The sequence below is a fragment of the Amycolatopsis sp. NPDC004169 genome, from assembly GCF_040610315.1.
Lineage (GTDB): Bacteria > Actinomycetota > Actinomycetes > Mycobacteriales > Pseudonocardiaceae > Amycolatopsis.
Window position 1 is genome coordinate 371,370 of the sequence record NZ_JBEXMD010000002.1, and the last position, 21,205, is coordinate 392,574.

At 72.4% G+C, this 21,205-nt stretch carries 21 protein-coding genes; 10 read left to right on the plus strand and 11 right to left on the minus strand.

Annotation, left to right across the window (positions count from 1 at the left end):
- From ABZX11_RS04420 to ABZX11_RS04440, 5 genes are all read right to left on the minus strand, one after another.
- The gene (locus ABZX11_RS04420) at window positions 1-804 is read right to left on the minus strand and encodes an ABC transporter permease (RefSeq protein WP_354909776.1); all 804 of its coding nucleotides are present in this window, start codon (window positions 802-804) and stop codon (window positions 1-3) included.
- A complete protein-coding gene (locus tag ABZX11_RS04425) occupies window positions 804-1,760 on the minus strand; it encodes an ATP-binding cassette domain-containing protein (protein WP_354909778.1) in 957 nt (318 codons plus the stop codon). The genes ABZX11_RS04420 and ABZX11_RS04425 overlap by 1 nt, the downstream gene beginning before the upstream one ends.
- 26 nt (window positions 1,761-1,786) lie before the next feature.
- Window positions 1,787-2,629, minus strand: coding sequence for a DUF4097 family beta strand repeat-containing protein (locus ABZX11_RS04430; protein ID WP_354909781.1), 843 nt, complete (start codon window positions 2,627-2,629; stop codon window positions 1,787-1,789).
- 55 nt (window positions 2,630-2,684) lie between these two features.
- Window positions 2,685-3,176, minus strand: a complete 492-nt coding sequence (locus tag ABZX11_RS04435; protein WP_354909783.1) for a hypothetical protein — start codon at window positions 3,174-3,176, stop codon at window positions 2,685-2,687.
- Window positions 3,177-3,257: 81 nt separating this feature from the next.
- Complete coding sequence (locus tag ABZX11_RS04440) at window positions 3,258-3,941, minus strand: FadR/GntR family transcriptional regulator (RefSeq protein WP_176172075.1); 684 nt, start codon at window positions 3,939-3,941, stop codon at window positions 3,258-3,260.
- Window positions 3,942-3,989: 48 nt separating this feature from the next.
- On the opposite strand from ABZX11_RS04440, the gene ABZX11_RS04445 reads away from it, so the two are divergent.
- The 3 genes from ABZX11_RS04445 to ABZX11_RS04455 all read left to right on the plus strand — a co-directional run bounded on the left by ABZX11_RS04445 (window position 3,990) and on the right by ABZX11_RS04455 (window position 8,027).
- Window positions 3,990-5,207, plus strand: coding sequence for an MFS transporter (locus tag ABZX11_RS04445; protein ID WP_354909785.1), 1,218 nt, complete (start codon window positions 3,990-3,992; stop codon window positions 5,205-5,207).
- Window positions 5,208-5,258: 51 nt separating this feature from the next.
- Window positions 5,259-6,158 carry an XRE family transcriptional regulator gene (locus ABZX11_RS04450; RefSeq protein WP_176172073.1) on the plus strand — a complete coding sequence of 300 codons (900 nt, stop codon included), beginning with the start codon at window positions 5,259-5,261 and terminating at the stop codon, window positions 6,156-6,158.
- Between the two features lie 78 nt (window positions 6,159-6,236).
- The gene (locus ABZX11_RS04455) at window positions 6,237-8,027 is read left to right on the plus strand and encodes a proprotein convertase P-domain-containing protein (RefSeq protein WP_354909788.1); all 1,791 of its coding nucleotides are present in this window, start codon (window positions 6,237-6,239) and stop codon (window positions 8,025-8,027) included.
- 37 nt (window positions 8,028-8,064) lie between these two features.
- Here ABZX11_RS04455 and ABZX11_RS04460 read toward each other — a convergent pair whose 3' ends face one another.
- Entirely contained in the window at window positions 8,065-9,459 is a 1,395-nt protein-coding gene (locus ABZX11_RS04460) for a mycothione reductase (RefSeq protein WP_176172071.1), read from the minus strand.
- A 97-nt stretch (window positions 9,460-9,556) separates the two neighbouring features.
- The gene (locus tag ABZX11_RS04465; protein ID WP_354909790.1) at window positions 9,557-10,309 is read right to left on the minus strand and encodes a M15 family metallopeptidase; all 753 of its coding nucleotides are present in this window, start codon (window positions 10,307-10,309) and stop codon (window positions 9,557-9,559) included.
- A 268-nt stretch (window positions 10,310-10,577) separates the two neighbouring features.
- On the opposite strand from ABZX11_RS04465, the gene ABZX11_RS04470 reads away from it, so the two are divergent.
- Window positions 10,578-11,393: a serine protease gene (locus ABZX11_RS04470; protein WP_176172070.1), complete on the plus strand. Its 816-nt coding sequence runs from the start codon at window positions 10,578-10,580 to the stop codon at window positions 11,391-11,393.
- A 17-nt stretch (window positions 11,394-11,410) separates the two neighbouring features.
- Window positions 11,411-11,842, plus strand: a complete 432-nt coding sequence (locus ABZX11_RS04475) for a GNAT family N-acetyltransferase (protein ID WP_354909793.1) — start codon at window positions 11,411-11,413, stop codon at window positions 11,840-11,842.
- Between the two features lie 207 nt (window positions 11,843-12,049).
- Here the strand turns inward: ABZX11_RS04475 and ABZX11_RS04480 are convergent, their stop codons facing one another.
- The 3 genes from ABZX11_RS04480 to ABZX11_RS04490 form a co-directional block, all read right to left on the minus strand.
- Window positions 12,050-13,225 carry an 8-amino-7-oxononanoate synthase gene (locus tag ABZX11_RS04480; protein ID WP_176172068.1) on the minus strand — a complete coding sequence of 392 codons (1,176 nt, stop codon included), beginning with the start codon at window positions 13,223-13,225 and terminating at the stop codon, window positions 12,050-12,052.
- Window positions 13,226-13,325: 100 nt separating this feature from the next.
- Complete coding sequence (locus ABZX11_RS04485) at window positions 13,326-14,903, minus strand: DEAD/DEAH box helicase (protein ID WP_176172067.1); 1,578 nt, start codon at window positions 14,901-14,903, stop codon at window positions 13,326-13,328.
- A gap of 323 nt (window positions 14,904-15,226) precedes the next feature.
- Entirely contained in the window at window positions 15,227-16,186 is a 960-nt protein-coding gene (locus ABZX11_RS04490; RefSeq protein WP_354909796.1) for an RIO1 family regulatory kinase/ATPase, read from the minus strand.
- 284 nt (window positions 16,187-16,470) lie between these two features.
- Between ABZX11_RS04490 and ABZX11_RS04495 the strand changes: the two genes are divergently transcribed.
- The 5 genes from ABZX11_RS04495 to ABZX11_RS04515 all read left to right on the plus strand — a co-directional run bounded on the left by ABZX11_RS04495 (window position 16,471) and on the right by ABZX11_RS04515 (window position 20,245).
- Window positions 16,471-18,006 (plus strand): NAD(P)/FAD-dependent oxidoreductase, encoded by a 1,536-nt coding sequence (locus ABZX11_RS04495; protein ID WP_176172065.1) that lies wholly within the window; start codon window positions 16,471-16,473, stop codon window positions 18,004-18,006.
- A 125-nt stretch (window positions 18,007-18,131) separates the two neighbouring features.
- The gene (locus ABZX11_RS04500; RefSeq protein WP_254896905.1) at window positions 18,132-18,440 is read left to right on the plus strand and encodes a hypothetical protein; all 309 of its coding nucleotides are present in this window, start codon (window positions 18,132-18,134) and stop codon (window positions 18,438-18,440) included.
- Window positions 18,421-18,576, plus strand: coding sequence for a hypothetical protein (locus tag ABZX11_RS04505; protein ID WP_354909799.1), 156 nt, complete (start codon window positions 18,421-18,423; stop codon window positions 18,574-18,576). Before ABZX11_RS04500 ends, ABZX11_RS04505 begins: the two co-directional genes overlap by 20 nt.
- Window positions 18,573-19,346, plus strand: a complete 774-nt coding sequence (locus ABZX11_RS04510; protein ID WP_354909802.1) for a hypothetical protein — start codon at window positions 18,573-18,575, stop codon at window positions 19,344-19,346. The genes ABZX11_RS04505 and ABZX11_RS04510 overlap by 4 nt, the downstream gene beginning before the upstream one ends.
- On the plus strand, window positions 19,343-20,245 hold the full coding sequence (locus ABZX11_RS04515) for a hypothetical protein (RefSeq protein ID WP_354909805.1): 903 nt from the start codon (window positions 19,343-19,345) through the stop codon (window positions 20,243-20,245). The genes ABZX11_RS04510 and ABZX11_RS04515 overlap by 4 nt, the downstream gene beginning before the upstream one ends.
- Here the strand turns inward: ABZX11_RS04515 and ABZX11_RS04520 are convergent.
- Window positions 20,210-21,127, minus strand: a complete 918-nt coding sequence (locus ABZX11_RS04520) for an MBL fold metallo-hydrolase (protein ID WP_354909807.1) — start codon at window positions 21,125-21,127, stop codon at window positions 20,210-20,212. The genes ABZX11_RS04515 and ABZX11_RS04520 overlap by 36 nt on opposite strands.
- Window positions 21,128-21,205 lie beyond the last annotated feature (78 nt).

The following is a 21,205-nucleotide window of genomic DNA, read 5'->3' on the forward strand; positions in this document are numbered from 1 at the left end:
TCAGTGGCTGGTGGCCTTCTTGTAGCAGCGCACCGAGAGCGGCACGAAGATCACCAGCAGCAGCGCGATCCACAGCACCGAGGCGAGCACGGCGTGCTGCATCGGCCAGGCGTCGTGCACCGGCATGGCCGCGCTCGTGTTGCCGAACAGCTCCCGGGACGCCTGGGTGATCGCCGAGACCGGGTTCCAGTCCGCGATCACCCGCAGCGGGGTGGGCAGGCGGCCGCTGTCGACGAACGTGTTGGCCAGGAACGTCAGCGGGAAGATCGCCACGCTCGAGACGTTGTTGAACACCTCGGGCTTGCGCACGGCCAGGCCGAGCGTCCCCATCACCCACGACAGCGCGTAGGCGAAGGCGAGCAGCAGGAGCACGCCGCCGAGGGCCTCGAAGACGCCGGTGTGGATGCGCCAGCCAACCAGCAGGCCGACGAGTCCCATGATGAGCAGGCTCGTCACGTTGAGGATCAGGTCGGCGGTGGTGCGGCCGATCAGCACCGCCGCCGGTGACATCGGCAGCGACCGGAACCGGTCGATGATGCCCTTCTGCAGGTCGTCGGTGAGCCCGTAGCCGGTCACGATGCTGCCCATCGCCACCGCCAGGGTGAAGATCCCCGGGAGCATGAACTCGCGGTAGGACATCCCGGGGATGTCGATCACGCTGCCGAACACGTAGCCGAAGAGCAGCACGAACATCACCGGCATGAACACGATGGACCCGAGCAGGTCCAGCGACCGGACGATCTTGATCGAGTTGCGCTTGGCCACCGTCACGCCGTCGGTGACGGCCATCTGCACCGCGTTCATCACACGGCCTCCTTCGCGGGTTCGGCCGTCTCGTGGCCGGTCAGAGTGAGGAAAACGTCGTCGAGGGTGGGACGGCGGACACCGACGTCGCGGACGTCGACGCCTTCCGCGGCCAGGATCGCCAATGCTTCGGTAAGCGCTTTCGCGCCGTGGGTCACGGGCACGGTGAGCCGGAACGCTTCGGCCTGAGGCTCGCCGCTGGCCAGCCGGGCCAGCGCGCGGCGGGCCACGAGGACGTCGTCGTGGGTGCCGACGGTCAGCTCGATGCGCTCGCCGCCGACGAGGTCCTTGAGCTCGTCGGCCGTGCCGCGGGCGATCACCCGGCCGTGGTCGACGACGGCGATGCTGTCGGCCAGCCGGTCGGCCTCTTCCAGGTACTGCGTGGTGAGCAGCAACGTGGTGCCGCCCGCGACCAGCTCGGTGATGACGTCCCACAGCTCGGTGCGGGCGCGCGGGTCGAGCCCGGTGGTCGGCTCGTCGAGGAACAGCACCGGCGGGTTGGCCACCAGCGCGCCGGCCAGGTCGAGCCGGCGCCGCATGCCGCCGGAGTAGCCCTTCACCGGGCGGTCGGCGGCGTCCTCCAGGCTGAACCGGGCGAGCAGCTCCCGGCCGCGGGCCTTGGCCCGCTTGGTGCCCAGGTGGTACAGCCTGCCGACCATCTCCAGGTTCTCCGCCCCGGTCAGCTCCTGGTCGACGGCGGCGTACTGCCCCGAAGCGCCGATGTGCGAGCGCAGTTCGTGCGCATCCTGCACGACGTCGAACCCGGCGACCGTCGCGCGGCCCGCGTCCGGCTTCTGCAGCGTCGTGAGGATCTGGACGGTGGTGGTCTTCCCGGCGCCGTTCGGCCCGAGCACCCCCAGCACCGTGCCTTCCGGCACCGACAGGCTCATCCCGTCGAGCGCGGTGACCTTCCCGTACTTCTTGACCAATCCCTCGGCCACGATGGCGTCTGACATGGAATTCCCCTTGTTTTCGTGGAGTTTCAGGCCCGGCGGATGACGATGTCGCCGGTGTAGGTGTGGGCCTTGACCTCGACCGTGTCGCTGGTCTCGCCCGGTCCTTCGGACGGCGTGAGCGTGTTGCGCACCGCACCGGTCAGGGAGTTGAGCTCGAGCCAGGCGGCGCTGCCCTCGCGGATGCCGACCTCGATCTCGCCGACGGCGGTTTCGAGGACGACCCGGTCGCGCATGACCTCGCCGAGCCGGATGTCGCCGGAGGCGGTCTTGGCGTGGACGCCGGCGTGGGCGACGTCGACCAGGATGTCGCCGTTGGCCGTGCTGACCCGCAGGTCGCCGGTCACCTCGCCGACCCGGGTCTCGCCGTTGGAGTTCTTCAGGACAGCGGTGCCGTCGATCTCCCGGATCCGCAGCTCGCCCGAGCCGGTGCCGACCTCGGCGTGGTCGGTGGCCCGCTCGACGAAGACGTCACCGGTCGCGGTGGTCGCTTCCAGCCGCGAGGTCTCGTCGAGGTGGATGTCGCCCACGGACGTCTTGAGCCTGCTGTCACCGAGACGGCCGGTGACGCGGAAGTCGCCCATCGCGGACGTCGCCTTGACGCGGGAGCCGGCCGGCAGCTCGACCGTCACGTGCAGCGCCCCGCCCTTGCCCCACAGCCTGGTGGTGTACTTCGGGCCCTTGACCAGCAGTTCGCCGTCGGCGAATTCGACGCGGGTCTTGGCGGCGGCTTTGACGTCCTCGGTGTCGCCGGGGTCGGCCGGCTCGACCTCGACGGTGGTTTCCGTGCGGTCGCCGGCGACGATCCGGACGTCGGCCACGCTGACGTCGAGGGTGGCCGTGATCGGCTCGGGGGTGGCGAAAAACGGCATGGCTGCGCCCTCCTGGGGTGCGTCGGGAGTGTTTTGGCTGGTCAGAGCGGGCGGGTCAGCGAACCCAGCCGGTGTACTTCTCGCCGTAGACGGAACGGCGGTGCGCGGGACGGCTCGTGTCGGCGCCGAGTGCGGTGTTCGCGGCCCGGACGAGCCAGGCGTTGATGGAGAGCTTCTCGCGGCTCGCGGCCTCCTCGACCCGCTGTTTCAGCTGGTCGGGCAGCCGCAGGTTGATCCGGGAGACGGCGCCGTCGTCGGCCTCGGGTGGCGGTGGTGGTGCTTCGGCAGGTGCCGGTTCGGGCGCCGTGGGCGGCGAAACCGCGAACTCGGCTTCGCGGCGGCGAAGGCGGACTTCGACGGAGCCGGGCGCGAGATCGCGGGTGATTTCGTCGGCCGCCGTCGACAGCGCGTCGAGCAGGGTGAGCCGGATGGCGGACTCCAGCGGGGAGGCCAGCCGTTCGGCCAGGGCGACAGCGTCCTCGCCGGCCGCCTCGGCGGCTACCGCGAACTCGCGGCGGAGGCTGTCCACGAAGGGCGTCAGGTCCATGGCATTACTGTGGCACCACGGTGGTGCCACGACAACCCTGAAATGGCACCCTTAGGGGGCCATCGGCGGGCAACGCGCAGGTCAGGCGCGTTCGGCGCGTTCCAGCAGCTCGTCGAGGAACCCGCAGGCCTCGGCGGCGGCACGCTCCGGATCCCGGTCGGCGATGGCCTGGGCGAGCCCTTCGTGGCCGATCTCCGGTGCGTGGTCGGCGCCCGGGGCGATGCTCGACGTCGTCGCGATGCTGGCCGCGATGACCTCGGTCAACCCGCGGTAGAGCTCGGTCAGCAGCCGGTTGTGGCCGGCGCTGACCACGGCACAGTGGAACTCGGCGTCCGTGCGGGCGAAGTCCTGCCAGTGGCCTTCGCGCAGGTTGGCCTCGCGGCGGGCGAGCAACGACCACAGCTCGGCGACCTCTTCGTCGGTCCGCTCGACGGCCGCAAGCCGCGCGCCCTCGACCTCCAGCGTGCGCCGGACCTGCAGGACTTCGCGCAGTTCCGAGCCGCAGAGCCGGCGGATCGCGCCGGACACCTCGCTCGTGGCACGCACGTAGGTGCCGTCGCCCTGCCGGACCTCGAGCAGGCCGGTGTGCGCGAGCGCGCGCACGGCTTCGCGGACGGTGTTGCGTCCGACGCCGAGCTGCTCGACGAGTTCGGCTTCGGTCGGGATGCGTTCGCCGATCGGCCATTCGCCCTGCGTGACCGCGGTCCGCAGCTGCTCGATGACCTGGTCGACGAGGCCGGTCCGGCGCGTGGTGGCCAGAGGCACAGGATTATCCCTTCATCCAATCATCCTACGTATGAGAGAGTAGCGGGCATGCCCGTCGAACACCGTGAACCCGAACTGGACGGCGCCGTCGAAATCCGGACGCCGGGGGTGGTCGCGGCCGGGGCGCTGCTCGCGGTCGCGGTGGTGCTCACCGCCCTGAACCTGCGGCCCGCCATCACGGGCGTCGGCCCGATGCTCGCCGAAATGCGGGCGGACCTGGGTGCGTCCGTGGTCTGGGCCGGGGTGCTCACGACGTTGCCGACGCTCTGCTTCGCCGGTGCCGGGCTGGCCGCGCCGCTGCTCGCGCGCCGGGCCGGGATCGGTGCCGCCATCGCGGTCGCGCTGGCCGCCCTGGCCGCCGGGCTCGTGCTGCGCGTGCTCGACGGACCGGCCGTGGTGCTCGGCGGGACGCTCGTCGCGACCGCCGGGATCGCCCTGATCAACGTGCTCATCCCGGTCGTCATCAAGGACTCCTTCCCGGCGCGCATCGGCATGCTGACCGGCGTCTACACCGCCGCGCTGCAGGGCGGCGGCGCCCTCGGCTCGGCGGTGACCCCGCGGCTGGGCGACGCGCTGGGTGGCTGGCGCCCGGCGCTGGGCGGCTGGGCCGTCCTCGCCGTCGTCGCGCTGGTGACCTGGATTTTCGCAGCTCGCGGCACCGGCCGGACACCGCGCCCCGCCGAAGGCGCCGAAGGTGGCCGGTCGCTGCTGCGCAACCGGCTGGCCTGGATCGTCACCGGCTTCTTCGGCCTGCAGGCCTTCTACGCCTACGCGGCGATGGGCTGGTTCCCGCAGGTGCTGATGGACGCGGGCGTGCCGCGCGACCAAGCCGGCCTGCTGTTCGGCCTGGTCTCGCTGATCGCCGTGCCGATCAGCCTCGTCGTCTCGCCGATGGCGGCCCGGCAGCGCGGGCAGAGCCCGTGGATCCTGGCCCTCGGCGTGTTCGGCCTCGCCGGCACCGCCGGGCTGATGCTCGCGCCGTCGTGGTCGCCGCTGCTCTGGAGCATCCTCGTCGGCCTCGGGATGAGCAACTTCTCGCTGGCGCTGACCGTGATCGCGCTGCGCGCCCGGACCGGCGCCGACACCGCCCGGCTGTCCGGGATGGCCCAGGGGTTCGGCTACCTGTTCGCCGCGCTCGGGCCGTTCCTGTTCAGCCTGCTGCACGACCTCGCGGGCGGCTGGACGGTGCCGCTGGCCATGCTGCTGGGCCTGCTCGGCGTCCAGATGGCCTTCGGTGCGCTCGCCGGGCGGCACCGGTTCGTCTGATTCTCAACAGTCAACGCTTTCGGCGGGGGCGCGGCGGCTTAAGCTCACCGGGTGGCCGTGCCGGTGCCGGACCTCGGGACGTTGCTGCGCGAGGGCCCGTTCGACGCGGCCCTGCGCGCGGCCATCCGCGCCCGCGGGCTGAGCCTCGACCGGCTCCGCGAGCACCTGCGCACCCGCGGCGTCTCGGTCACCACGGCGACGCTGAGCTACTGGCAGTCCGGCCGCAGCCGCCCCGAACGGCGGGACTCCGTCCGCGGGCTGCGGCAGCTCGAAGCCGTCCTCGAGGTGCCGGCGGGCTCACTGGTCGCGCTGCTCGGGCCGCCGCGGGCGCGCCGGTCCGCACCCGCGGAGATCGGCCGGTTCTGGCCGGACGGGCCGCGCATCGACGCCGCGGTGTCCGATGTGGACACCCGGTGGGACGAGCGGCTGACCCGGCTCAGCCAGCACGACGTCGTCGTGGTCGGCCCGGGCCGTGAGGAACTGGAGATCCGGTCGCGGCAGGTGCTGCGGGCCGAGGCCGACGGCCCGGACCGCTGGGTGGTGATCCTGCACCTCGACGAGCACGACCGGCCGCTGCCGGAGCTGCGGTCCCTGCGGGGCTGCCACCCGGGCCGCAGCGTGCTCAAGCCCGAAGACGGCCTCCTCGTCGTGGAGCTGCTCTTCGGCCGGCCGCTGCTGCGCGGCGAAACGGTCATCACCGAACACACGCTGGTGAATCGCGCGCCGCACCCGGTCGCGACGAACTACGAACGGAAGTTCCGGCTCCCGGTCCGCGAATACGTGCTCGAAATCCGGTTCTCCCCGGAGGCGGTTCCGGCGGTGTGCCACCGGTTCGCCGAGCCCGGCGAAAGCGCCGACGTCGTCCCGGAATCCGGTGCCGTGCACGGGGTCGCGCTGAACTTCGGTCCCGGCCGCTACGGTTTCCAATGGGACTGGCCAGTTAACTGTTAAGGACTTGCGGATCTGCACCGCGGGCCGTCCGGCGGCTTACCTTCTGCGCACTCCACTCGCCGATCCGAGGAGAAACCGATGCGCAGATTCGTTTCCGCCGTGGGCGTGGCCGCGCTGGCCGCGCTGGGACCGGGCGTCGCGCCCGCCGAAGCGGCGCCGGGCCACCCGGACGCCGAGGTGGCGGGGGTCGCCGCCGCGTTCGGGCTGACCGACGGCCAGGCCCGGGACCAGCTCGCCGCCCAGGACCGGGCCCACCGGCTGGCCGCGACGCTGCCCGCGTCGGTCCGGGCGCAGGCCGCGGGAGAGTGGTTCGACGCCGCGACCGGTCTGCTGACCCTGGCGGTCACGACGTCCGAAGCGGCCGACGAGGCTCGTGCCGCGGGGGCGGCGGCCCAGGTCGTGGCCCGGAGCAGGGCCGAGCTCGACCGCACCGCCGCGGCCGTCCGCGGGTTGGTCGGGGCCGGTGTCCCCGGCGTCTACGGCTGGGGCGTCGACGTCCGCGCCAACGACGTCGGCGTCGACGTCGACCGGACGAAGAAGACCGCCGCGACCGAAAGCTTCCTCTCGCGCGTGCGGGAGCTGGGGGTCCGGATCACGGAGACGACGACGTCGCCGCGGCAGCAGTCGGGCACCATCCAGACCGGCAACCCGTGGTGGCCGGGCAGCGAGAGCAACTGTTCGGTCGGCTTCCCGGTGACGGACTCCGCGGGCGCGAAGCACTTCCTGACCGCGGGCCACTGCACGAACGACCGCGACCAGGCCGCTTACGGTGCTTCGGGGCAGCAGAACCGGATCGGCACGTCCAACGTCGGCGGCACGCACAGCGTCAACGCCCGCGAAGGCGACATGGGCGTCGTCGCGGTGACGGAGGCCGGGTGGGCCCTGTCGGCGTCGGTGAACACCTGGGGCCAGCCGGCGATCACGCTCTCCGGCGCGGCCGAGGCGATGGTCGGCGACCGGGTCTGCCACTCCGGCAACACCTCGCACTGGCAGTGCGGCGAGGTGAAGTACACGCACAAGTCCGCCGACTACGGCGGCGGCCTGGTCATCGACGACCTGACCTGGACGACGGCGTGCTCCCTCGGCGGCGACTCCGGCGGCGGCTGGCTGCTCGGCGACAAGGCCACCGGCCTGCACGACGGCGGCCCGTCGCAGTGCGTCCAGAACCCCTCCGACGGCGACCTGTCGCTCTTCCAGCCGGTCATCGAAGCGCTGGGCAAGTGGCAGCTCACCCTGGTAACCGGCGGCGGCGACCCGACCCCGCCGGGCGCGCCCGCCAACCCGCGGGTCACCGGCACCACGGCCACCAGCGTGTCACTCGCCTGGGACGCTTCGACCGGCGACGCCACCGCGTACGACGTGTACAACGGCGCCACGCTCGCCACGAGCGTCGCCGGGACCGGCGCCACGGTCACCGGGCTCTCGCCGGACACCGCGTACACCTTCACGATCAAGGCCCGCGACGCCGCCGGCCACACCTCGCCGGCCAGCCCGGCGGTGTCCGCGCGCACCCAGGCCGGCGGCGGTGGCCGGACGTTGACCAACGACACGGACTACCCGATCCGCGACTACCAGCAGGTGTTCAGTCCGGTCACCTCCGCCCTGACCGGGCAGGCGGCGACCCCGCTGACGGTCGCGGTGACGATCCGGCACACGTGCGCCGAAGACCTCGGCGTCACGCTGCTGGACCCGAACGGCCGCGGATACCCCGTCAAATACAGCGGCGGCAGCACGTGCACGGCCTGGAACGGCACCCGGACGTTCACCGTTCCGGCGTCCTCGCCGGCCGGCGGCCGCTGGCAGCTGCGCGTCACGGACTACGGGCCCGGCGACACCGGCACCCTGGACACCTGGTCGATCACCCTGTGAGCGGCCGCGGGCCGGGTGCGTCCCGGCCCGCGGTGCCTCAGTCGAGGGGCAGGTTGAGCAGCGCGTTCTCGACCAGCTCCGGCATCGCCGGGTGGATCCAGTACTGCCCGCGCGCCATGCTCCGCGCGTCGAGGCCGAAGCTCATCGCCTGGATCAGCGGCTGGATCACCGAGGACGCCTGCGGCCCGATGATGTGCGCGCCGAGCAGCTGCCCGGTCGCCGGGTCGGCCAGGAGCTTCGCGAAGCCCGTGGTGTCCTCCATCGCCCAGCCGTAGGCGATCCCGGCGTAGTCCTGCTTCGAGACCACATAGGACACACCGAGCTCGCGCGCCTTCTGCTCGGTGAGCCCGACCGACGCGACCTGCGGGTGCGTGAACACCGCGTGCGGCACGAACCGGTGGTCGGCGGTGATCCGCTCGTCCGGGTGCAGCAGGTTGTGCTGCACCACGCGGGCTTCGTGGTTCGCGACGTGCTTGAGCTCGTGCGGTGAGGACAGGTCGCCGAGGGCGTAGATGCCCTCGACCGCGGTCTGCTGGTGGTCGTCGACCACGACGTGTCCACTGTCCATTGTGGTTACGCCGGTGGCGGCGACGTCGAGCAGGTCGGAGTTCGGCTTCCGGCCGGTGGCGATCAGCAGCACGTCGCCCTCGACGGTTTCGGCGCCCTGCGGTCCTTCGAGGTCCAGCGCGATGCCGGTGTCCGTCTTGCGGGCCCGCACGGTCTTGCGGTCGAGGCGGACGTCGAACCGCTCGGCGGCCAGTTCGGTGAAGCGGGCGCTGACGTCCTCGTCCTCCGAGCGCAGCAGCCGCCCGGACCGGTTGACCAGCGTGACCTGCACCCCGAAGGAGGCGAAGACGTGCGCGAACTCGGCCGCGATGTACCCGCCGCCGAGGATGACGATCCGCTCGGGCAGCTCGTCGAGCCGCATCACGGTGTCGGAGGTGTGGTAGCCGACGTCGTCCAGGCCGGGGATCTCCGGGATGACCGGGCGGCCGCCCGCGGCGAGCACGAACTTGTCCGCGGTCAGCACCTCGTCGGGGCGCCCGTCGGCGAAGCTGACGCGCAGCTCCTTGTGGCCGGTGAAGCGGCCCGTGCCTTCGTAGACGTCGACGTTCGCGTTGTCCTCGTGGCTGCGGCGGTACTCCGCGCCCCCTTCGGCGATCGGGTCGATCCGGCCGAAGATGCGGTCGCGGATGTCGCGCCAGCGCACGCCCTTCAGCTCTTCGTCGACGCCGTACTTCGCGCTGTGCGAAGGCGTGTACGCGACATCGGCGGCGTACACGAACATCTTCGTCGGGATGCAGCCCACGTTGAGGCACGTGCCGCCGAAGGTGCCCTTCTCGACGATCGCCGTCTTCTGGCCGGCGAACCCGGGGCCGAGGATGGAGTTCCCCGATCCCGTCCCGACGATCACCAGGTCGTAGTGGGGCACTGCATCCTCCGCGGGGTCCGGTTCCGGTCGTTCCACCCTAGCCAACCGCGCCGCCGGAGCGGGTGTTCCCCGTTGTGCTTAACGTCGTATTACGTGGTCAGTGGCCGGTAGCGGTGAAGTGCATCCGGTCGGTCGGGCTGCGCCAGTTCCCGCCCCAGCTCCACCCGATCGCCGCGAACGCGCGCACGGTCGCGTCGCCGGCCAGCACCATCCCGGGCCGCTTGCGCGCGCGGTCGACGTACGCCGAGGCCAGCTCGGGCAGCACCAGGCCGCCCTGGGTGTAGGGGTTGCAGAACGGGTTGACGTCGACGGCGAGGCCGTAGGCGTGCGCCGACCAGGTCGTCTGCCCGCGCGCCGGGCGGCAGACGAACGCGCTGGTCGAGTTGCCGTCGCCGGTCGGGGGCGCGGTGAGCTCGGCGGGGGCCGTCACGCGCATCTCTTCGAGCGGGAAGCGCGCGGCGAACAGCTGCCCGAAGACCTGCGTGATGGCCGTCGCGGCGCTCGTGTTCACCAGCATCTCGCCGGTGTGCGCGCGGCCGTCGAAGCCCCAGAACGACATCGTCAGGTAGCGGAGGTCGGTCGCCTTGACCGGGCAGGCGGGCTGCCAGGTGCTGCGCGCGAGGACGTCGGCCGGAACGGCGCTGATCGTCGACGCGTAGGCGGTGCCGACGGGTGGTGGTAAGAGGTCTTTTGTCGGAAGTGCCCGGTTCACCAGTTCGGGTGGCGTCGGTTCGACCTCGCCGAAGCCGTCCGGGCGGCGGGGGAGCGGCCGGGCGCCCACCTGCCAGGTGACCGCCGGAGCGCTCGGCGTCTTCGCCGGTGCGGCCGTCGTGCTCGGCGCGTTGGTCACCGGCGAAGGTGGCGCAGGTCCAGGCGGGGACGCCGGCGGTGGTTCCGGCGAGCACGCGCTCAAGGTGAGGGCCAGAGCCACCCACGCCACCGCCGTCCGCCACATCCGGCCAGCTTGGCAGAACCGATCGACGGACGGAGACCACCCGTTCCAGTGACACCGTTTTGGGCCCCCTCGGCCTAGGGTATTGAGCGCACGTCGTTCACGCACCGGAGTCGTCCGGGTGCCGAACGCCTCGTTCCGTGCTGTCTCGAAAAGGGGAAGACCCATGTCCGTGAAGTCCCGCCGATCCCTGCTGTTCGTGAGCGGCGCGCTCCTCGCGGTCGCCGCGGTCGCCGTCCCGGTCGTGGTCGGCACGGCGTCGGCGGACCAGTCCTCGGCCAACCAGCCCCGGATCGTGGGCGGCGAGAAGGCTTCGCTGTCGGACCACCCGTACGCGGTGTACCTGACCGACGCGGGCGGAAACCAGTTCTGCGGCGCGGTGATCGTGAGCTCCACGTCGGTCGCGACGGCGGCGCACTGCGCGAAAGCGGTGGCGAAGCAGGACATCCGCGTCGTGGCCGGCCGCGAGGACAAGCGCACCACGGACGGCCAGGTCCTCGGCGTCTCGAAGGTCTGGGTCGCCCAGGGCTACACGGACCCGACGAAGGGCGCGGACATCGCCGTGCTGACCGTCCGCGGCCAGCTCGACTACCGGCCCGCGAAGCTGCCCGACAGCGGTGACGCGGGGCTGTACGCGAAGGGCACCCAGGCGACCGTGCTCGGCTGGGGCCGCGTCGCCGACGGCGGCTCCCGGTCCGACTACTTGCGCAGTGCCCAGGTGCCGGTCACCTCGGACAGCGAGTGCCACGCCGACTACAGCGTCTACGACCAGAAGAGCATGGTGTGCGCGGGCTACCCCGAGGGCGGCGTCGACGCCTGCCAGGGCGATTCGGGCGGTCCGCTCGTGGTCGGTGACACGCTGATCGGCATCGTCTCCTTCGGCGACGGCTGCGCGAAGGCGAACCGGCCGGGCGTGTACACGCGCGTGTCCACGTACGCGAACGACGTCGAAGCCCAGGCCCGGCCGCGCCTCCTCGGCTGAGCGTGATAGGCAGGGGTATGCCGACCCTGCACGACGCGACCGGTCCCGAGCTGACCGCGCTCCAGCTGCACGACATCCTCCGCCTGCGCGTCGACGTGTTCGTCGTGGAGCAGAAAGCCGCGTACCCGGAGCTCGACGGCCGTGACCTGCTCCCGGACACCCGCCACCTGTGGTTTTCCGACGCCGGCTCGGTCCTGGCCTACCTCCGGGTCCTGGCCGACCCGGGCGGCATCCGCCGCATCGGCCGCGTGGCGACGGCCGCGCCCGCCCGCGGCCAGGGCCTGGCGGCCCGCCTGATGGAGGCGGCCCTGACCATCCCCGGCGAGTACGTCCTCGACGCCCAAACGTACGTCCAAGGCTTCTACGCCCGCTACGGCTTCGTAGCCGAAGGCGCCGAGTACCTCGACGACGACGGAATCCCCCACATCAAAATGCGCCGCCGCCCCTGATGCCCCGCCAATCACGCGTGATGCCCCGCCAATCACGCGAGATACGCGCCCCATCACGCGAGTTCCGCCTGCAATCACGCGAGACCCGCGCCTGATCACACGATCCGACCGTCCAGGTACGCAATCCGAGCCTCCGCGTACGCAATCCGATCCTCCGCGTACGCGTGTCGTCCGTCCAGGTACGCGTGTCGTCCGTTGCGGTGCGGCTCAGGCGAGGGCGCCCCGTGGTGCCGTCGCGGTGATCACCTTCACCGCGCGGTCCACATCGGCCTCGGTGAGGTCGGCCCGCGCGGTCAGCCGGAGCCGCGAGATCCCGTCCGGCACCGACGGCGGCCGGAAGCACCCCACCCGGATGCCCTGCTCCACGCACGCCGCGGCCCACGCCACCGCTGTCTCCGCGGACGGCGCCTGAACCGAGATCACGGCGGCGTCCGGCACGCTCGCCTTCAGCCCCGCCGCCTTCAGCGACATCGCCAGGTTGCCCGCGTTCTCGACCACCTTCTCCGCGAGCCCCGGCTCGTCCTTCAACGCGTGCAACGCGGCCAACGCGGCCGCGGCACTCGCGGGCGCCAGCGCGGTGTCGAAGATGAAGCTGCGTGCGGTGTCCACCAGGTGCTTGATCACCCGCCGCGGCCCCACCACCGCGCCACCCTGGGCACCGAGGGACTTCGACAGCGTCAACGTCGTGACGACGTCGGGCGCGCCCGACAGCCCGGCCGCGTGGACCGCGCCCCGGCCGCCTTCGCCCAGGACGCCGAAGCCGTGCGCGTCGTCCACCAGCAGCGCCGCGCTGTGCGAACGGCAGATCCCGGCCAGCTCCTCCAGGGGAGCTAGGTCGCCGTCGACCGAGAACACCGAGTCGGTCACCACCAGCGCCCGCGGCTTGCGCCGGGTCGCCAGCGCGTGCTTGATCGCCGACGGCGTCGAGTGCGCGACCGCGGCGACGTCGGCCCGCGACAGCCGGCAGCCCTCGATCAGCGACGCGTGGATGTACTTGTCGGTGACGATCGCCGACTCGGCCCCCGACAGCGCCGTCACCGCACCGAGGTTCGCGGCGAAGCCGGACGAAAACACGAGCGCCGCCTGCGCGCCGCAGAACCGGGCGAGCTCCAGCTCCAGCTCGGTGTGCAGCTCGGTCGATCCGGTGACCAGCCGCGACCCGGTCGACCCGGCGCCCCAGCGCAGCGCGGCGGCCGCGGCAGCGCCGGCGACCCGCTTGTCGCGGGCCAGCCCGAGGTAGTCGTTGCCGGCCAGGTCGAGCTCGTCGGCCTGCGCGGGACGCGGCCGCAGCTGCCGCACGAGCCCCGCGTTCGCCCGCTTCTCCGCCTCGGCGTCGAGCCAGTCGAAAACCTCTTCGGGCGGGAGCGTCGGCGGCGTAGTCACGTCCCGCAGTCTCCCATCCGGGCCCGGCGGCTCCGCCAAGCGGGGCGTGGAAACGCCGGAAGCCCCGGACCGCGTGGTCCGGGGCTTCCGAAGGAGGAACTCAGCTGTCGTAGCCGCGACGCGGGCCACGGCTCGGGCGGCCGTAGCCACCGCCGTTGCCCGAGCGGGGCTGACGGCCGCGGCCGCCGAAGCCACCGGGACGGCCTTCGCGGTCGCCGCCGCGGTAACCACCGCGCTCGCCGCCACGCTCGCCACCGCGGTCACGGTCGCCGTAGCTGCCGCGGTGGGACCCACCGCGCTCGCCGCCCCGGCTGCCGCCGAAGCCACGGTCACCGCGGAAGCCACCGCCGCCACGGCGCGGGTTCTCGCGCCGCTGCTCGACGACCGGCTCGCCGCTGGGCTCCTGGGCGCCGGTGATGCGGGACAGCTCGGCGTCGCCCGGGCGGACCGTGGTCGACTCCGCGCGCACGCCGGCGCGGTCGGTCAGCCGGCGGACCATCCGGCGCTGGTCGTGCGTCGCCAGCGTGACGACCACACCGGACGCCCCGGCGCGGGCCGTGCGGCCGGCGCGGTGGAGGTAGTCCTTGTGGTCGGCCGCCGGGTCGACGTGCAGCACCAGCGAGATGTCGTCGACGTGGATGCCGCGCGCGGCGACGTCCGTGGCGACCAGCACCGGGGTGAGGCCGTCCTTGAAGTCGGCGAGGACGCGGTTGCGCTGCCCCTGGGTCTTGCCGCCGTGCAGCGCCGCCGCGTGCACGCCCTGCTCGCGCAGCCGCTCGGTGAGCCGGTCGACGTGGTGCTTGGTGCGCACGAACATGATCGTGCGGCCGTCGCGGGCGCCGATCTGCGTGATGACGTCCTGCTTGTCCTGGTGCGAGACCTGGAGCACGTGGTGGTCCATGGTCGTCACGCTGGCGGTCGACGGCGCGACCGAGTGCGTCACCGGGTCGGTCAGGTACTGCTTGACCAGGCGGTTGACGTCACCGTCCAGCGTCGCGGAGAACAGCAGCCGCTGCCCGCCCGGCGGGGTGAGGTCGAGGATCTCGCGGACCTGCGGCATGAAGCCCATGTCCGCCATCTGGTCGGCCTCGTCGAGGGCGATGAAGTTGCAGTCGCCCAGGTGCGCGGTGCCCTGCCGGACGTGGTCCGACAGCCGGCCGGGGGTGGCGATCAGCAAGTCGACGCCGCGGGACAGCGCGTCCGCCTGGCGGGCGAAGGCCATGCCGCCGACGGCCGTGCGGCACCACAGGCCGAGCGCCTTGGCCAGCGGGGTGAGCGAGTCGGCGACCTGCATGGCCAGCTCGCGGGTCGGGACCAGGATCAGCGCGCGGGGGCGCTTCGGGCGGGCCTTGCCGCCGTCGAGCCGGGCCAGCATGGCCAGGCCGAAGGCGAGGGTCTTGCCCGAGCCGGTCTGGGCGCGGCCGAGCACGTCCCGGCCGGCCAGCGCGTCCGGGATGGTCGCGGACTGGATCGGGAAGGGCTGGTTGATGCCCGCGTCGGCCAGCGCGCGGAGCAGCGGCTCCGGCAGGCCCAGCTGGGCGAACGTCTTGGTGGCCACGGTCTCGACGGCGTCGTCGCGCAGCATGTCGCCGCCCGCAGGCCGCTGGCGCGGCTTGTGGTCGGGACGGCCCGCGCGGGCGGACGTCGAGGAGTGGCCGGAGTTGAACGTGACTGTCACAAATGCCTCTCGGACGTGGTTCGTCGCAAGGGAGGCCCGGGCTGCCCGCGCGCAGGCAGGGCAAGATGGTGTGCGATGGGCGTTCACAGGGACGGACCCGGCACACCGTGTCATCGCTTGCCGACACCGCGCGCCGCTTGGGTTACGGATTACCGCGAGCCATTCGGTGGCTTTGGAGGCGACGGACACCAACTCATCCACGCCGCCGGTTGCGGTCTGTGTTCACTGTACCCGAGGTGGGGCCGGGGCTACGCATCGAGGTCACCGGTTGTGGGCGGCGTCGCAGGCGTGTTCCGCACCACAGCCGCGACGCCGCCCCGGAATCAGCCGATCCCGGCGGCCGAAACGAGCTCGGCCAGCAGTTCCCCGGTGTTCGTGACGTGCTCGCCGAGGCCGCGGCCGTGGAACCAGCCGGCCAGGTTGCGCACGTCCCGCGCCAGGAACTCGACGCCGCCCGGGTTGGCGACGACGTCGACGACCTGGGGCAGGTCGATCACCATCAGCCGCCCCCGGTGCACCAGCAGGTTGTACGCCGAGAGGTCGCCGTGCGCGAGCCCCTCGGACGCGAGCAGCTCGAGCGCGGCGGTGGCCTGGAACCACAGGTCCTGCAGCTCGCCGGGGTCCGGGCGGACCTGGGCCAGCCGGGGCGCGGCGGTGCCGTCGTCCTCGCCGACGAACTCGAGCAGCAGTTCCGTCCCCTCGCGCTGCACCGGGTAGGGCACCGGCGCGCCGAGCGTCCACAGGCGACTCAGCGCGGCGAACTCGGCCACCGCCCACTGTTCGGCGATGAGGTTGCGGCCGAACGCGCTGCGCTGCGCCATCGCCCGCATCTCGCGGGACCGGCGCATCCGCCGCCCTTCGAGGTAGCCCGCGTCGCGGTGGAACAGCTTGTGCTCGTCGCTGCGGTAGCGCTTGGCCGCGAGCAGCGTGCCCGGCGTGCCGGGCAGCCCGCGCCGCAGCAGGTGGACGTCGGCCTCCTTACCGGTTTTGAGGACGCCGAGGTCGGTGTCGACCGCGGCGAGCTCGGTGACGACCCAGTCGGGCCGGGGTAGCGGGCCGTGTTCGGCGTCGTCCCAGGTGGACCAGCGGTCGGCGCCGTCGGGCAGCTGGTTTTCGGTGTAGGCGTCGTCGCGCAGCTTGGCGAGCCGGACGCGCTCGGCTTCGGTCAGCCGCCCGCTGCGGGTGGGTTCGGGTTCCTCGAACCGCCCGCGGCGCCGCGAACGCGCTTCGCGGCGTCGGGTGGGTTGGTCGTCGAAAAGGTCTTCGAAGTCGTGCTGGCGCACTGGTGGGTTTCTCCTCGATCAGGGATGCCCCACCGGGCGCGTGGTCAGCCTCGGGGGGCGGGTGGATGAGGGCGCGAAAGGGCCCGGACAGTCATCACGACAGGCACCTCCCGTTCTCGCTCACCGGCTCCCTGCCGGGTGCGCCCAGGATGCCGGACCGCTCCGGCGCCGCGCAACCGTATTTCGCGGCGGCCGCCGCGAAAGGAGTATTCCGGCAGTTTCCTTGAATTCCGCCCGGCGGCGTGCTCACGATAAAAGGGCAGGACGACCGAGGAAGGCGGCAGATGGACAGCTACGACGTGGTGATCGTCGGCGGTGGGCACAACGGCCTGGTGGCGGCCGCGTACCTGGCGCGGGCGGGCCGGTCGGTGCTCGTGCTCGAACAGCGGGAAGAGACCGGTGGCGCCGCCGTTTCGTTCCGCGCGTTCGAGGGCGTGGACGTCCGGCTTTCGCGCTACTCGTACCTGGTCAGCCTGCTGCCGAAGAAGATCGTGGCCGACCTCGGCCTTGACGTGGAGCTGCGACGGCGCCGGATGTCGTCCTACACCCCGTCGGGCGGCACCGGTCTCCTTGTCGACAACGACGACGCCGTCCGGACGGCGTCGTCGTTCCGGGCGGTCACCGGGTCCACATCGGACTTCTCGGCCTGGCAGCGGTTCTACGAGCTCACCGGGCGCGTCGCCGGGCGCGCGTTCGGGACGCTCACCGAGCCCTTGCTGTCCGAAGTGGACTTCCGCGCGCGCGTCGGCGACGCGGAAGCGTGGTCCTTGCTGTTCGAGCGGCCGATCGGCGAAGCGCTCACGTCGTGGTTCCGCGACGACACGGTGCGCGGCGTGGTGCTCACCGACGCGCTGATCGGCACGTTCGCCCCGGCGGGCGGCGAGGACCTGCGCCAGAACCGGTGCCTGCTCTACCACGTCATCGGCAACGGCACCGGCGACTGGGACGTCCCGGTCGGCGGCATGGGCGCGGTCACCCGTTCGCTCGCGGCAGTGGCAGCCGCGGCGGGCGCGCGCCTGGTGACCGGTGCGGAGGTGCTCTCGGTCGACCCGGACGGCGAGGTGCGGTACCGGCGCGCCGATGCCGAGTTCGCCGTCCGGGGCGGGCACGTCCTGGCGAACGTCGCGCCGGCGACGCTCGCGCGCCTGCTGGGCGAGGAACCGGCGGACCGCCCGGAAGGCGCGCAACTGAAGGTGAACATGGTGCTGACGCGGCTGCCGAGGCTGCGTGACCCGGACGTCGATCCGGCCGAGGCGTTCGGGGGCACCTTCCACGTCAACGAGACCTTCGCACAGCTGGAGACGGCGTACCGGGAGGCGGCGGCGGGCAGGATCCCCACGCTGCCGCCGTGCGAGATCTACTGCCACTCGTTGACGGATCCTTCGATCCTCGGTCCGGCCGAACGCGCGGCCGGCACGCACACGCTCACCCTCTTCGGCCTGCACATGCCGGCCCGCCTTTTCGAGGGACGCAACGAAGAGGCCCGGGAAGCGGCGTTGCGCGCGACGCTCGCTTCGCTGAACAGCGTGCTGGCCGAGCCGATCGAGGAGTGCCTGCTGACCGGGCCGGACGGCAGGCCCTGTGTGGAAGCGAAAACCCCGCTGGACCTGGAAGCCGAGCTGGGCCTGCCGGCGGGGCACATCTTCCACCGGGACCTGTCGTGGCCCTACGCGGAAGATCCGGCCCAGGCCGGTCGCTGGGGCGTCGAGACCGCCCATGAACGCATCCTGTTGTGCGGTGCGGGTGCCGTGAGAGGAGGTGGTGTCAGCGGCATCCCGGGCCACAACGCGGCGATGGCGGTGCTCGGCGTCCGAGCGTAATCGGTGAGCCGGAATTGCCCGCGGTCGATATCCGGTGAAAAAGGCACGGTTTCCGGGAATCGGCGCTGCCCCATGCAGGTGCATCGCGTGGGGCGGCGTTGACACCCGGATCCGCCGGTGCTCCCATGAAAAACGGCCGGATGGCGGTGGGGCGCGGGAGGGTCATGATGGGCGAAACAGTGGCATTCACCGATTTCCCGCTCGAGATCAGAAGGCGCGCCGCGGGCTACCTCGGCGTGGCTTCCGGGAGCGGGATTCCCGAAGTGTCGCGGATCGGGTCCGAAGGGACCGAGAGTTCCGAAAACACCGAGCGTTCCGAAGGAAAGGAAGGTACCGAAGGGAGCGAGACCAGCGAGCGCTCCGAGATGACGGAAACCAGCGAGACCACCGAGACCAGCGAATCGGCGGAGCGGTATGTCGGCCGGTTCCGCTGACGGTGACGGCGGATCCGGTCCACCCGGTGACCCGTTCATCCCGGCCGAAGCACGGCCCGCGGTGGTCGACGAGCTGGCGCGAACCGCCTGGCAGGTCGCGGCGGCCCTCGAAGCCTGGGAAACCAGCGAGCGGTGACCCTCCTGGTCATCGCCCCGGACGCGGACGAGACGGCGGCCCGGTTCGCCGCTTTCGCCACCGCGCAAGGCCATCCGGCGGTTGTCGCGCACGGGTTCGGCCGCGTCGCCGTCTCGGTGCGGGTCACCCGCGAGCGGACGTGCCGCGCGCGGCTGACCGTCGACGGCGCCGAGGTGGCCGGGATCCTCAACCGGGGGACCGGCGGCTGGAGCGAGGAGCCGGACCCGGACCGTGCCTTCGCCGCGGCCGAAACCTACGCGGCGTTCTGGTCGGCGGTCGCGCTGTGGCCCGGGCCGGTGGTCAACCGGCCGTCGGAGCATGGGTTCTTCGCGCGCCTGGATCCGCTCGAACTCGCCGGAACCGGCGCGGTCGAACCGCCGCGCACGGTGATCCTCAACGACGGTTCGGCGCCGGGGCGGGAGGTGTACCGGATTCCCGAGTGGACAGTGGTGGACCCGGCCGTTCCGCGCAGCCGGTTCGACGTCGTCCAGATCGGCGACCCGGGCCGCGCGCGCCGGTTCCTCGTGGCCGGAGCCGAGGTCTTCGAAGTGGGTGACGCGAGCGGGCGGCTCGACGCCGAGACGGCGGATCGGGTGGCCCCGATCGTCACCTGGCTCCGCGGCCGGGGCGCGGTGTTCGCCGACTTCCGGGTGGAGCTGGACGCCGGTGTCCCGCGGCTGGCCGACGTCTCGTCCTGGCCGGGGCACGACCTCTTTCCGGACCGGGAAGACCGGGTCTACGCGGCGCTGCTGGCCGGGCTCGCGTCGTGATCCTGTGCCTCGGCGTCGCGGCCGACCCGACCTTCACGGCCGGGCTGCGGGCGCTGCGGCGGGCCGGCGCCGCCTTCCGGGCGGTCGACCTGCCCTCGCTGGCGATGCGCGGCAGCATCCGGATCCCGGTGGCGAGCCCGGCCGACACCCTGCTGTCGCTGGACGGCGTGCGGTACCGGGCGGGGGACTTCTCCGCCGTCTGGTGCCGGCTCGTGGAGGTCGCCTCCGCCGCGCCGACGGCCGAGCTGGCCGCGGCCTCGGCGGGGCAGACCGAGGCGCTGGCGCGGATCCTCGGCTTCCTGCCCGGCCGGGTGATGAACCCGCCGCTGCGGGAGGCGTCGGGCTTCACCAAGCTGCTGCACGCCGTGGCGCTCGGCGAGGTTGCCGGCTGGCGGATCCCGGAAACCTGCCTGACCTCCGATCCCCGGGAGGCGCTGGACTTCGTCCGCGGCTGCCCGGCCAGCGCGATCTTCAAGGGCGCCAGTGCCACGAAGACGTGGGCGACGGTGTTCGAGCCGCACCACGAGTCCCGGCTGCCGCGGCTGGTCCACCTGCCGGTGCTGTTCCAGGAGCGGATCACCGGGCCGGACGTGCGGATCCACGTCGTCGGCGACCGGGCGTTCGGCGAGCTGATCGACTCGCCGGTGCTCGACTACCGGACCGTCCGGGGCGTCAACGACTACCGCCCGCTCGTCCCGCCGCCGGAAATCGCCGAAGGGTGTGCCCGGCTGACCGGGCACTGCGGCGTCCCCCTGCTGGGTGTCGACTTCAAGATCGAGCGCGCCACCGGTGAGTGGTTCTTCCTGGAGGCCAACTCGATGCCGTGCTTCGAGGGCTACGACGAGCGGGCCGGCGGCGCCATCTCACGCGCGATGGTCGACTGGCTCGTCACGCCGTGACCCGTGTTCCGCGCAGAGGCAGGCGACGCCCGGCTCGATCCACTCCTGCCCGGCCCATTCCGGATGCCGCTCGACGAGCAGTGAGCGGACCTCGGCGGTGGTCTCCTCGACGCCCATCGCCGAGTCACGGCGCCGCCAGGTCTCTTCGCGCAGCTCGTGCAGGTAGTCGCGGACGTCGGTGAGGACCGGCAGGCCGCCGATGTCGCCGTGGCCCGGCACGACCACCCGGGGCGCGGTGGCGATCAAGCCGTCCAGGACGCCGAGCCAGCCGACGCCCGAGACGTCCACGTCGTACGGCGGGAACCACGGGAAGATGGCGAACTGCCCGGTCTCGGCCAGGTCGCCGGTGAACAGCACGCCGGCGTCCGGCACCTCGATGACCTGGTCGCCCTTGGTGTGGCCCTGTCCGGTGGGCCGGAGCCGGACGGTCCGGCCGCCGAGGTCGAGGTCGTACCCGTCGTCGAAGACGACGTCGGGGGCGGGCACGCGCACGCCGTCGAGGCGGCGGGCGATCACCTCGCCCAGGCCGCGGAACATCTCCAGGTAGCCCGCGCCCTTGGTGGCGAGGTCCGCCGCCTGGGCGCGGTTGACCAGGTAGGTCGCCTCGCCGGCGAACACCTGCGCGCCGAACGCGTGCTCGGGGTGGAAGTGCGTCGTGGTCAGATAAAGGCGACGGCCCTTCGCCACTTCGCGCGCGAAGGCGAGCACCTGCGACGCGTTCGCGGTGCCGATGCCGGTGTCGACGACGAGGACGGCTTCGGTGCCGCCGACGACACCGATGTTGGGCACCAGGTCGACCCGGTCGTTCGGGATCACCAGCAGGTCGGGGGCGATCTCGCGGGCGCCGGAGACGCGGACGGCGGGATCGGTCAGCTCGGTCATGCCCCGATTCCACCGCCGCGCGGGTGCGGGCGTCCAAGACCGGTTCGGTGGTGCCGATACCGGGCGAATATCGTCGCC